Below are 12,968 nucleotides of genomic sequence, written 5' to 3' on the forward strand. Positions count from 1 at the left end.
CGTCTTGAGAGGAGGATTATCTGACGACCAGGTTATGCTTCTGCCCGTCGTCCTTGAGGCGAATGGTGTTCCGCCTGACGGCGACGGGCTGGCCGTCGAGGCGGGCGGTGGAGAGGGTTGGGCCGTGAAACGTAAAACGTAATGCGGCTCTATTGTGTTGCCACCTGCCTCTGGGCTTGCCCCAGTGAACGGCCACCCCGTCAGAGCCGGCTGTAACTTTGAACCGGGTGAGGCGATAATCGCCTCCGCGAGTCGCTCCATCGTCTTCATAAAAATCCAACGCGCCCTCCCCCGGCCAGATGTGCAGAGTCACATCGTCGCGATCAATCGCGTCCGTGTGTTGGGCCGGCGGCCAGGTCGGAATGATAGCCCCGGCGCGGACGAAGAGAGGCAGTTCGTCGAGCGGCGCCTCGGCGATGAGGTGGGTTGGGCCGTCAATGTAGGGCAATTTGCCAAATTGCCCCGCACTCCAACGATACCAGCGCCCCTTCGGCAGATACACGGCGCGGGCGGTGAGGCTGGGCGCGAGGATGGGCGCGATGAGGAGATTCGGGCCGAGCATGAATTGATCGTTGAGGTTGAAGGTGACCGGGTCTTTTGGGTAATGCCAGGCCAGCGGGCGCATGATGGGCGCGCCGGTTTGCGAGGCTTCGTAAAACAAGTTGTAGAGATACGGCAAAAGCTGATAGCGCAGGCTGATGTACTTTCGGCAAATGGCTTCCACTTCCGGCCCGAACGCCCACGGTTCCTGCGCTCTGGTTCCGGTGGCAGTATGGTTGCGGCAGAACGGATAGAACGCCCCGACTTGAGTCCAGCGGGCCAGCAGTTCGCCGTTCGAGTCGCCGCCGAAGCCGCCGATGTCCACACCCACAAACGGCATGCCCGACAGACCCAAATTCATCAGCATTGGCAGGCTGGCCGCGAGATGTTCCCATTGCGCATTGTTGTCGCCGCCCCACAACGAAGTCACGGTTTGCGCGCCGCTGAACGCGGCCCGGGTGAGAATGAACGGGCGCGAGTCGGGGTCGTGTTGCAACATGCCGTCGTAAGTGGCGCGGGCCATTTGCAGGCCGTAGGTGTTGCGCGCCGAGGCATGGAGCAATTTGCCGCCGTCGTGCCGCGCGTCCAGGATCGGGCCGGTGAGGTCGGTGCTGGCCGGTTCGTTCATGTCGTTCCAAATCGCGCTCAGGCCAAAGTCGGCCAGCCACTCGCGCACAAGCCCAGCCCACCACGCCCGCGTCTCGGCGCGATGAAAATCGGGGAAGGCGCTCCGCCCCGGCCACACACTGCCGTTGTACTCGTCGCCGTTTGTATGCTTGATGAAGTGATCGCCGGCGCGGCCTTCGTCGTAGATTTTGTATGCGTTCGCATCGTCCACCTTGACTCCGGGGTCAACAATGGTGATCGGGTGGAAGCCGTTGGCCCTCAGGTCAGCCGTCAACTGCCTGGGTTGCCGGAATCGTTTCTTGTCCCAAGTAAACACCCGGTAGCCGACTCATACCAATCGTCGCCGGTGAAGTCGAACTCGACGAACTCGGCGTTGTCCACGAAGATGCCGTAACTGCCGTTGGCGCTGTGCACGACGAAGACCGGGAAGCTGGCATAGAGCGGGTCGGTGGCGTTGCCGATTCCGGCCGGGTTCTCCAGCCACACGTCGCTGTTGCGCATTTTGTATTTGCGGCCTCGCTTGTCGAGCCAGCCCGTCTTCTCGCCCAGCCCGTAAATATGCTCGCCGGGGTTTAGCATTTTGCGGACGACAATTTGCTCATCGCGCGCGCCCAGCGCCACATCCACCGCAAAGGCCGGGCCGCGTTTGAACGAGAAGCTGAGGGCGAGTGGATCGAATTGAAGTTGGGCCTTTAGATTTCCATTCACCACAGAGAAGCCCCCACCCCGACCCCCAACCCCTCCCCCGTCCCGCGAAGAACGCGGAACAGGGGAGGGGAGAACAGTGAGCGAGTGATACTTGGGCAATCGCTTGCGGTGGCTGAGGCGCATGCGCAGAGTGCCGCCGGGGGTGGGGGCGATCTCGATGGCCCCGCGAGAGGCGGTGGCCACGACGCGGTCGTCGTGGTTGGTGAGAAGTTGGAAATCGCCGAGAGGTTTAAGGTTTGAGGTCATATGTCTGGCCCACATAGCACGGATCTCCAGAATGAGCGGATTCCAATCCGTTCATTCAGCAAATCCGTGCTCTGATGACGACTGAAAAAACCAAACATCCCGCTAACGAATTTTTAACTGTCCGGAAGGTGACTGTCAGGGGGCGTATATATCCTGAAAATTCAGCGTACCAGCCGCCCCCTGACAGTCACCTAAGAAAGCAGGATTGCCCACAGTATTTATTCCGTCCCTTCGCCCAACTGCGCCAACAACGCCCCGGCCTCATCATACGCCACGCGATAGACGTATGGCTCGCCGTCGCACGTGGCCAGTTGCCGGGCGGCGCGGGCGTGATCAACCGCCAGACCTGTTAGGTTTCGCGAAGCGCCTAACAGGTCTTTGCGCAAGGCCAGCTTCGCCAACTCCAAATGCGCGTCTGCGGCCTGCAGGGCGTAGCCACAGCGCCCGGCGATGGTGAGCACCTCGCCCGCCAGCCGCGCCGCCTCCCCGGCCTCGCCCGTCGCCGCACGCAGTCGGGCCAGGTCAATCAAAATGTCGGCTTCGCCATCAACAGCGTTGATGCTCCGACAGCGGGTGAGGCTCTCGTTCAGATGGCGCTCGGCCTCGTCGTACTCCCCGTTCGCGCGATGGGCCGCGCCCAGGAGCCAGTGGGCGCGCACGTAGTCGCGCTCAACCGGATAAGTTGTGCGAGCATCTTCATCCGCCAGTTCCAGCGCGCGGCGGGCGGCTTCTACCCCCGTCCCCGTCGTAGCATCCTGAGCGGAGGGCAACGGTGATTCTCCGTTGCCCGCAGTCGAAGAGCTTGCCCTGAGCGTGCCGAAGGGATGCGGTGAGGGTGGAGTAACCCGCCCCATCAAGGACGCCCTCAGCGCCCGATAAGCCCATGTAACTCCTTGCATCTGCACATGCTGTTGTTTCTCAAACACCGCCAACGCTGTCGCCAATTCCCCCTCCGCCTCCTCCCACTCACCCCGATAAGCTAGCAAGCGCTCCAAGAACTGATGCCCAACCGCCTCCCAAAACTCATCCTCGGTCTCGCGGCACAGGGCAATACTGCGGCGCAGGTTGGCCTCGGCGGCGCGCAATGCGCCAATGTGCATTTGGTCATCGGCCACGTTCCCCAAGCCAATGGCGAGATTCTTCTTGTCGCCCTGTTTCTCGCAAATAGCATTTTGTCGTTCAAAAAGCGGCACAGCCCGGCGCGGCTGACCGCTTAGACTGTAGGAGTTCGCCAGCGAGTTTAGCGTCCACCTTTGAGCGCCCTCGTCCTTCAGGCGCGGCGGCCCGTCTTCGCCGTCGGGGAACAGGGCGTGCAGTAATTCAATCCGCAACTGATACGCGCCGAATTGATAATAGGTGGCTTGGCTGATGCGGTGTTGGAAAAGAGTGCGCGCTTCATCATACTGCCCGGCGCGCACGGTGTGGTGGTATAGCTCAATCAGCGGCGTGAGTTCTTCCAGGGTTTTGAATTTCTGCGGGACTTCAATGACGACGAAATAGGCGCGCAGGCGGGTGTGGGCGGCAGTTTTATCGGTCAGCCGGTCGTAGGCATAACGGCGCACGATGGGATGCAGGTCGTAGGGGCGGGTCTCAGACCCGCCCGTATTACGGTGCAGGAGGCCGCGCGAGATAAGGTCGCGCAAGTGAGCGTCGAAGGCGGCGTCGGTCGTCACGTCGTCGGCAATGGCGCGAATGGCCTCGTAGGTCATCGGGTTGCGAAAACAGGCAATGCGGCTGAGCAGTTTGCGGCGCGGCGGGATCAGGCTGTCGAAGGATTGTTCGAGGACGTGATGCTGGCGCTGGATTTGGTCGCCGCTCACGTCGAGGCGGCGGGCGACGGCAATGTCGCCGGGCTGGCGCAAATCGCTCACGATCAACCCGGCCAGCAGGCGCAGGCTGAGGGGGTGGTAGCCATACGGATCGCAGGCGGCCATGATCTCGGCCCGGTTGCCGCGCACCTTCTGCGCCTCAAAGAAGGCGACGGCGTCGGCGGGGCTGAGGGCGTTCAGTTCGATCTCGCGGCAGTGTTGCAGGAGGGCGCGGTCGTGGCCTTCGAGGACGCGCGGACGGAGGCGGGTCGTGAGCAGGACTCGCCCGCGCAAGTTGGGGTGGCTGGCGGCGCTGCGGAGGAAGTGCTCGGCGATGGGGCTGAGGCAGTCTTCGCCCCGGCCCCCACCCCCAGCTCCTCCCCCGCGCCGAACCGCACGGCGCAGGGGAGGGGAGTCTGACTCCCTCCCCTGTCGGTGCTGTTCCGACGGGGGAGGGCCGGGGTGGGGGCTAGGCTCATCCCCCTGATACGCCGCATCCATGCCGGCGAAGGCGCGGAGGGCGCGCTCGAAGCCGTCGAGGATGAGGAGTGTGCCGGAGTGAGTCAACTGCTCCAACAGCTTGTCGGCTTGCTGGCGCGGGCCGAGAGTACGCGCCTCCAGGCCGAGGTGAGCCAGCGCCTCGGCCACGAACGTTTCAAACGTTCGCTCGTCGTAAAAATTCCACCACAGCGCGCGCGGCCACTGCTTCGAGTCCACGTCGTTCAGCAACCAGTGCCAGGCCAGCGCGCTCTTGCCAAAGCCGCCCAGCGCCCGCACGACCAGCACCGTCGGCCCGTCGTTCAGCCAGGCACTCAACGCCGCGCGCTCGTCAATGCGGCCCGTGAAGTTCGGCGAGACGGCGTACGAATGGCCGAGGGGCCAGTAGGCGGGTTCCGGCGCGGCCAGTTCGGGAGAAAGCTGGCGGCCCAACTCAATGGGGATCGCCCAGGCCGTGTCGAAATTCTTCAACGTCCGGTCGGTATGATAGACGGCGGTGACAACGCCGATCACGATGTCATTCACCAGCACCGGCCCGCCGCTGAACCCTTGCGCCAACTGCGACGACTTGAGTTGAAGCAGTTCCTGCCCGTCCTTGCCGCGCGTCGGCCCGGTGATCACGCCGTCGGCGTTCGAGCCATCCGTGCCAACGTCCGGGTAGCCAAAGGCGCGGAAGGGCTTGCCGGTCGCCTCCGCCGACTTGCCCAAACTGAGCGGCGCGACGCTCGCCGGTAATTCGCCCGAGAGGCGCAAGATGGCGAGATCGTTTTCCGCGTCCCATTGGGCAACTGCCGCTGGCCGGACTTCGCCGCCGAGGTGGAAACGCACCCGCACCGCGCCGCCGGGCTGGCCCCCCGCGCCACTGACGACGTGAGCGCAGGAAATGATCAGCCGCGCGCCCGCGACAAAGCCTGTGCCCACAACCCGGCCATTCGGGTCGAGCACGGCGACGATGCTGGAGGAGAGGGAGGAGGTCATGATTTTAGTTTAGGAGGCAATGCTGTTAAGTTAGGCAATGTAAGCGATGGTTAGACGCTCTAATCCGCCCGTCAACCTTTTTCTAACGATTACCTGGTCATTGCTGGGAAGCTTCCACCGCAGGAACAAAGGTGAAGTGTGAACCAGGGTCCCTAGCGGATTAGAGAAGCACATCTTCCTCTTGCCCGCTTATCTCGATGTTCCGCCGCAGTGCGTGGAGCGTGCGGCGGGTGGCACGCTTCGCGAACTGCCACCTATCAAACAGCCGCTCACTCCTTCTTCCCTTTTTCCTTCCCGTCCTTGTTTTCCTTCCCTTCCTTCTTCCACGTCAACCTCACACTGTAATTCGCCTCGGCCCCGGCCTTGCCAACGGCAATGTTGCCCAGCTCGCCGGAAGCCTTGAGGCTGAACGTGACTTCCATTTCGTCCGGCGGCTCGCTCAGGTCGCGCAGTTTCGTCACCAGCAAATTGGCCGACTTGCGCACGTTGTCAATGGCGGCATCGAACGATTGCCTGGCTTGCTCGGCGGCCTCCTTCGCCGCGTCGCCAGCCCCGGAACGGACGAAACCGCCCGTCGCCTTGTTGTCGTCTTCGGCTTCAATCAAGATCGTGCCGCCGCCTTCAAGTGGAAACTCAACGAATTTGGACATAGGGACTCCTTATCAAGCGTTTGGTATTGCCTCGAATTATATAATATTACCCCGCAAGAACTGCGCTGGCGGCGAAGATTATTGGACGCGGATTTACGCAGATAAAGAAAAAAAGGCTCTACCAGATTTAACGTGAAAAAAAGTTTTGGGACGCAGACGCTCTGCGCGCTGATTTTCGCTGATAAAAAACAAAATCTGCGTTCATCTGCGCGCTTTGCGTCTGCGTCCCAATTCACGCTCAAGCCGGGAGACCCCCTTTTGGTTGCGGCTGGAAGCCGCGCTATGATCAGATCGTGTAAAAAGCTTATTTGCGCTAAGATTACGTCGGCGCGCGGCCAAGAAGATTATTCAGGAGAAGCCCATGACTCGCCTCAGCATCATCATTCCCAGCCTCAACGAAGCTTCGTCGCTCCCGGCCCTGCTCGACGCCCTCAACGCCCAGACCCGCAAGCCCGACGAGATCATCGTCGCCGACGCCGGGTCGAAAGACGGCACGCAGGACCTGGCGCGGGCCAAAGGGGCAACCGTCGTGCGCGGCGGGCGGCCTGGCCCTGGCCGCAACGCCGGGGCGCGCGTCGCCACCGGCGATCTCTTATTCTTCCTCGACGCCGACGTTCTGCCCCGGCCCAACTTCATTGGCCGGGCGCTGGCCGAGTTCAGGCGCGAAGGCTACGTCGTCGCCACCTGCCTCATGGCCCCGCTCGACGAGGACGCCGGCACCTCGGATCACCTCATCGCCGAAGCCACTAATCTTTATCTGCAAATCGTTCAGCCCTTCTCGCCGCACGCGCCCGGCTTCTGCATTCTGGTGAAGCGCGAAGTGCACGACGCCATCGGCGGCTTCGACGAACAAGTGAAGCTGGCCGAAGACCACGACTACGTCCAGCGCGCCGCCAAACACGGCGAGTTCGGCGTGCTCACCGGGGCCCACATTCCGGTTTCAATGCGCCGTTTGGAGAAAGAGGGCCTCACCAAGCTGGCCTTCAAGTATCTGTGGTGTGAAATGCACGCCCTGGCCGGCAAGCCGATCTACTCGATGCCGTTTGAATATGAGTTCGGCACACACGGGCAAGCGCCGGCCTCGGCCCGCCGCATGATTGACATTACTCAACTGCGCGAACAGTTGGGGCACTTTGAGAATCCGCTCAACCGCCTCAGCGCCGCCAACCTGCGCCGGCTCGACAAGCTGATGAGCCGCGAGTGGATAGGCGCGGCTCGCCGCCGCTTTCACCTCCCGCTCGACCCGCCCGACCTGGATCACCTCCAGCACTACCTTCTGCGCCGCCTGGCTCTCATTCGCAAGACAGGCCGCCCTCTGCGCGCCACCCTCTCCAAACTGCAAACCCGGCCCATCCAAGAGAGCGTCCGCCTGCTCGACCTCAACTGGCTTCGCTCGCGACTCTCGTCTAACCCGCCTGAGGACGACGATTAACCACCAAGACTCGAAGCCACAAAGGACACCAAGTTTTTTTCTTGGTGACACTTCGAGTCTTCGTGCCTTCGTGGTGAATGTCTCTGCGAAACACTCCCTTGTCTCTGCTGGCGCCATTGCCCGGCTTGCCACAAGTGCTGGATGGCGAGTGGCGGATTGCCATAGCGCACGAAGGGCAGGGACTTGAACTTGGCTACGCCGACCCCGGTTTCGCCGACTCTGGATGGGAAACTGTTCGTCTGCCCCACCTGCGCCACTCCACCGCCGAGCAGGACACGCTTTGGTATCGCTGCCATTTTGCCCTCACCCCCGGCCCCCGCTTGCGCGCCGTCGCCGAACAGCACGGCGACAGGAGAGGGGAGAGAGTCATTCTCCGCTTCGGCGGCGCGTTCTACCGCGCCCGCGTCTGGCTCAACGGCGTTGAACTGGGGTTGCACGAAGGCTACTTTCAACCGTTCGGATTCGATGTCACCGACTTGTTGAAGCCGGGCGAAAACGTGCTGGCCGTGCGTTGCCGCTTCCCGATCGAGACCGGAGAGTTCCGGCGCAAAACCGCCGTCGCCGGAATTTTCGCCGACTGGGACTGCAAGCCCTATCCGTCGGCCTTCTATCCAAACCTGCCGCCGCCCACCGAGTGGACGGTTCCCATCGGCCTCTGGCAACCCGTCAGCCTGCACGCCACCGGCCCGGTGCTGATCGAGTCCCTCAACATCTTTCCAGAAGTGATCAACCCCAATTGGCAAAGCGGGCGCGCTGAGGCGGCCAACTTGAAAGTTGTGATCGCCACGCGCAATCTCACCCCCGACTCGCAAAGCGCCGAACTTGCGTTGAACATCGCCCCGCACAATTTTGTAGAGCGAGATGGCACGCGAAGCGCGCTCTACAAGCAGGCGCTAAACCTGGCCGGCAATGAACACCAGACTCTTGAATTCAACCTGACTCTACCCAATCCCCGTCTCTGGTTCCCCTGGACTCACGGCGAGCCATGCCTCTACCAGGCGCAACTCACACTAACCAATAACCAATTACCAATAACCAAATCTTTCGGCGTCAGGGGCGTGCGAGCCGTGATTGAGCCTGGCCGCTGGGAGTGGCAACTCAACGGACGGCGAATCTTTCCCAAAGGCAGTAACTACGTCTCCGATTTCTACCTCAACCGAGTCATTCCCGAAGGCTTGCGCCGCGACCTCGACCTGGCCCGCAACGCCAACCTTGATCTCCTGCGCGTCCACGCCCACGTTGCCCCGCCCGACTTTTACCGCCTGTGCGACGAGTTGGGCGTGATGGTCATGTGCGACTTTCCCCTCATCTGGACGTACGCCTTCGACCTGCCGCCGGACGAAGACATTGCCTTTCGCGCCAGCGTGCAGGCTCAAGTGGAAGACATGGTGCGCCTGCTCGGCTCGCACCCCAGCGTTGTTCTCTGGTCAATGCACAACGAGCCGCCCTGGACGCCCGATGGCAGTTTCCTGGGCGGCGACGTTCACCACGCTGAAGTAAACCGGCCAATGGACGAAGCTTCCGCCGCCCGCGCCCGCGAGTTGGACTCCACCCGGCCCGTCATCGCCGCTTCGGGCGAATACGATCAACATCTGTATCACGGCTGGTACACTGGCGGCTGGCCGGACAACCGCAACCTGCGCCCGGCCTTTCCCACCGAGTTCGGCGTGCAAGCCCTGCCCAACCTCGACTCGCCGTTTTGGGCGACTGCCAACACGGACTGGCCCGTAGACTCCGACGATCCGAGTTGGGCGCACGCCGGCTATCAAGCGGTGTTCTGGGCCAGCCCCGGCGTGGGCGCGCCGCCGCAGTTCACTTCACTTGCAGATTACGTTGCCGCCAGTCAAGAGTATCAAGCCTTCTTCATTCGATATGCGATTGACCAGTGGCGGCGGAAGAAGTTCGATCCGGTCGGCGGCTACATCCATTTTCTTTTCACCGACGGTTGGCCGGCCATTACCTGGTCGGTGTTGGACTACTATCGCCTGCCGAAAGCGGGCTATCAGGCGCTGGCCGAATCTTCGCGCCCGGTTCACCTCAGCCTTGATGTTGAACCCGGCTTCACCGTGGAAGGCGGCTTCCACCTGGTGTACCCGGTTGGGGCGACTCTGGCCGTCGCCCTCTATCTGGTCAACGACGATTACCGGCTTGGGGGCCAGGTGGCGGTGACAACGTGGATCGAGCGGCGCGACTCGCCGCGTCTCAACTGGATCAGGCGGCTCTTGTCTCGCCGCCTCACCACAACTCTGACGCGCGCCGACGAAGGATCACGATTAGTGAATCTGCTGAAGTTGCCGCTGAACCGGGCAGGCGAGTACACGTTGCGGGCGCAGGTGAGGCAGGGCCGCCGCCTGCTGGCTGAGAACCATTTTGACTTTCGGGCCGGCGCGGTCCGGCGCGAGCACAAAGCGCCGCGCCGCGTGCCGGGCTTGCTCTTGAACAAGGTGTATCAAAGCGGCAGTTTGCGCCACACCGAAGACGGCTTTGCCTTTAGCCTGCGCAACCCGGCCATGCCGGTGACTTTGCAAAGTTTGAGCGAACTGCGCGTGGACGGGCAGACCGTTGACCCGGCGCAAGTCGAGCTGGTGTTCGGCGGCCAGTCGCGCCGCGCTTCGACCATCACTCCGCAAGCGCCGCTGGAGCTTCCGTCGAACGAGCGCTTCACCATCGTCGCCCGCGGACACCCGCTCGCGCCCGGCGCGCATGAGTTAGAATTGACGGCGCACTTCCTCGGCCTGGGCGATATTGCGGCGAAGATAAAAGATAAGTTGATTTGAAAGGAGCTTCTGTTCATGCCTCACACCTTCACTGCCACTTTCCCAATTCGATTCTACGAATGTGATCCTTACGGCCACGTCAACAACGCCAACTACTTGCGTTACGCCACGCAGGCCGCGCTCGAAGCGTGCGTCGGCGGCGGCTATGATCCAACGAGCGGCCCAACCCGATTAATGCTTCAGGAAACTGGCATCGAATATCTGCGCCCGGTCGAATATGGCGAAACGCTGAACGTCATCACCCGAATGAGCGACTGGCGAAATGACGATGTGAGTTTAGAACAAGAGCTGATCATCGCCGGCACCGGCCAGTTAGCGGCCAAAGTCTTCAGCGATTGGGATTTCATCGGCGTTGACACCCTGGAGTCGGCTCCGACCCCGAACGCGATCATCAGAGCCTTCTTCCCAAACAACATGCCGCCCGAGTCGCCGGCCCGCGAGCCTTACCCTGAACCGCCGCCCGCGCCGCGTGGCGCCTTCACCGGCCGCCGCCGCGTGCGCTGGCACCACCTCAACCCGTTGGGTTATATGGACAGCGCCCACATTCTCAGCCTGCTTGAAGAAGTGGTGATGGACTCTGCCGAGTATGTTGGCTGGCCCATGAAGCGCGCCGAAGACTTTGGCTTTGCCTACTTTGCCAAACAGCACCACCTTGTTTTCGGGCAGCCGGCCACGATGGACGACGAGTTGACGATTACTACTTTCGTTGACGATGCGCAAGAGACTCAGGCCACCCGGCATTATCTGATTCAAATGGCCGACGGGGAGACCGTCGCCCGCGCCCAAACCCTTTGGGTTTTTGTAGACCCGGCCACTGGCCGCCCCACACCCATCCCGCCGGAGTGGTTGGCGGATTTTGCGGAGCAGATGGTGGAAGCATGACAATGTACCGTGACAAATACGTGACAATGTACTGAGTCGGCTTAAAATTTTCGCCAATGCTTGACTCGGTGAAACGTTTTGTTGTAGTGTGTCAGCGGTCGAGCAGTTCAAAAATTTTCTTGCGATAACCTCCATCGAGAAGGCTAGCATGAAACTCTACTCACTCACTCACTCACACTCTTCACTCCCGGCGATTTAGTTTTAACATCCTCACGCTTCACCGCCAACTTCACGCCACCCAACAGAATACCTGAGTGACAGCACATTCCGCTTGCTTAACAGCGGAATGTGCCTTTTGTCGTTAGCGAAACTCAATCGAACACACCTTGCAACCAGCAGAGGAGATACCTATGCGTCACCTGACCGTCTCGCGTCGTCAAGTCAAGCAGTTTGCCGTTTTCGTTCATCGCCTTGTCTCCTTGCTTATTATCTTGGCCCTGGTGTTGCAGTCCACCTCAGTGGTGGCGCAAGCCGCCCTGGCCTTGCCAACTGACACCGCAACGCCTGACCCATTGGCAACAGCTTTGCCGACTGATATTGTGTCTACAGCTGTCGCCAGCGACATTCCATCTGAAACGCCGACAGAGACACCGCCTGTTACCGAAACTCCCACTGCTACCGCAAAGCCTCCAACTGAAACACCGACTGCTCTTCCAACAGACATCCCCTCTCCAACCGCAACACCATTTAGCAAGTTGAGGGCCGGAACTGAAATTGTGACTGCCGGCGGCATTCTTGCTTCCACTGATGGCAACGTCAGCATTGCTTTTCCTGCCGGTGCGGCGGTTGAACCTATCACTGTCAACTACCAACCTCTGGCCCAGCCGCCTCTTGACGCCAAAGGCAACCAGAAGGCGATCTTTGCCTTCGAAGTCACGGCGCAGATAGCGAACGGGCCAAATCAGGGGCAAGCCGTCACCAAGTTTACCGAAATGCTGGACTTCACGATTAATTTGTCGCCGTTAGGTTTGAGGCCAGGGGAAGTGGATGGCCGGACTATCCGGTTTGGCTATTTCAACGAGCAAACCCAACTTTGGGAGCCAGTCCCGTTCGCCCTGGATAGCGCCGATGGAGCGTTGAAAATCAAGGCCCGGGTAGATCACTTCAGTATTTTTGGAGTCAGCAGAGATTTTAATCCAGGGTGGTCTCTCCTCTATAGCGACCCGCAGGTAGACACTTTTACTGGGGCGGCAACCTACAACTATCCAATAGCTGTACCGCCCGGGCCGGATGGGTTGCAACCGAACTTGAGCCTGGCCTATAACAATCAACAGCTAGCGGGATTGCAAGCTTGGTATCAGTCGGATTGGGTGGGGCATGGGTGGTCGCTGAATACAATCGAAATCGTGCGCGACTTAGGCCCAAATACTGCGAACGGCCCTATTACCGGTAATAGCAACGGCAGTTTGGCTGACTGCACAGACAGGTTTACCCTGCTCTTCAATGGCACCGGCTACAAGTTGCTTGCCGCTACAGCCGGGGCCACTTCAGGTGTTTACTACACTCAACAACAGAGCAATTTGTATATCAAGCGCATCAATGACACAGCCGCACCCAACCAGATAAAACAATACTGGCTAATCAAAGACGAGAACGGAACAGAATATCGCCTGGGATACAACGCTGACTCGGAGCAAATTACTCACAGCAACTGCACAGATGCAAATGAGAGCAGGCTTCTCAACTATAGTGGCCCCCTTTGTCAAGACACAAAAAGGGCTTGGGCTAAGGTGCAATTTGTTCCCTTGCGGGAGATTGGGTGGATACCATCGTCGTCGTAGGGGCTGTGGATATGTGGGCAGGCGGTGCCCTTCGGCTGTCC

General features: G+C 60.7%; 8 protein-coding genes. 4 read left to right on the plus strand and 4 right to left on the minus strand.

What is annotated here, in order from left to right; translation table 11 throughout:
- Positions 1 to 16: 16 nt before the first annotated feature.
- The 4 genes from HYZ49_00380 to HYZ49_00395 form a co-directional block, all read right to left on the minus strand.
- On the minus strand, positions 17 to 1,483 hold the full coding sequence (locus HYZ49_00380) for a DUF5110 domain-containing protein (GenBank protein ID MBI3240739.1): 1,467 nt from the start codon (positions 1,481 to 1,483) through the stop codon (positions 17 to 19).
- Positions 1,438 to 2,121 carry a hypothetical protein gene (locus HYZ49_00385; GenBank protein MBI3240740.1) on the minus strand — a complete coding sequence of 228 codons (684 nt, stop codon included), beginning with the start codon at positions 2,119 to 2,121 and terminating at the stop codon, positions 1,438 to 1,440. Before HYZ49_00385 ends, HYZ49_00380 begins: the two co-directional genes overlap by 46 nt.
- A 218-nt stretch (positions 2,122 to 2,339) precedes the next feature.
- Positions 2,340 to 5,405 carry a trypsin-like peptidase domain-containing protein gene (locus HYZ49_00390; protein ID MBI3240741.1) on the minus strand — a complete coding sequence of 1,022 codons (3,066 nt, stop codon included), beginning with the start codon at positions 5,403 to 5,405 and terminating at the stop codon, positions 2,340 to 2,342.
- Positions 5,406 to 5,674: 269 nt separating this feature from the next.
- The gene (locus HYZ49_00395; GenBank protein MBI3240742.1) at positions 5,675 to 6,055 is read right to left on the minus strand and encodes a hypothetical protein; all 381 of its coding nucleotides are present in this window, start codon (positions 6,053 to 6,055) and stop codon (positions 5,675 to 5,677) included.
- Between the two features lie 361 nt (positions 6,056 to 6,416).
- Between HYZ49_00395 and HYZ49_00400 the strand changes: the two genes are divergently transcribed.
- The 4 genes from HYZ49_00400 to HYZ49_00415 all read left to right on the plus strand — a co-directional run bounded on the left by HYZ49_00400 (position 6,417) and on the right by HYZ49_00415 (position 12,927).
- Complete coding sequence (locus HYZ49_00400; protein ID MBI3240743.1) at positions 6,417 to 7,487, plus strand: glycosyltransferase; 1,071 nt, start codon at positions 6,417 to 6,419, stop codon at positions 7,485 to 7,487.
- 77 nt (positions 7,488 to 7,564) lie between these two features.
- Positions 7,565 to 10,264 (plus strand): hypothetical protein, encoded by a 2,700-nt coding sequence (locus HYZ49_00405; protein ID MBI3240744.1) that lies wholly within the window; start codon positions 7,565 to 7,567, stop codon positions 10,262 to 10,264.
- A gap of 15 nt (positions 10,265 to 10,279) precedes the next feature.
- Complete coding sequence (locus HYZ49_00410) at positions 10,280 to 11,146, plus strand: thioesterase family protein (protein ID MBI3240745.1); 867 nt, start codon at positions 10,280 to 10,282, stop codon at positions 11,144 to 11,146.
- Positions 11,147 to 11,496: 350 nt separating this feature from the next.
- The gene (locus HYZ49_00415; GenBank protein ID MBI3240746.1) at positions 11,497 to 12,927 is read left to right on the plus strand and encodes a hypothetical protein; all 1,431 of its coding nucleotides are present in this window, start codon (positions 11,497 to 11,499) and stop codon (positions 12,925 to 12,927) included.
- Positions 12,928 to 12,968 lie beyond the last annotated feature (41 nt).

It is taken from the genome of Chloroflexota bacterium, from assembly GCA_016197225.1.
GTDB lineage: Bacteria > Chloroflexota > Anaerolineae > Anaerolineales > VGOW01 > VGOW01.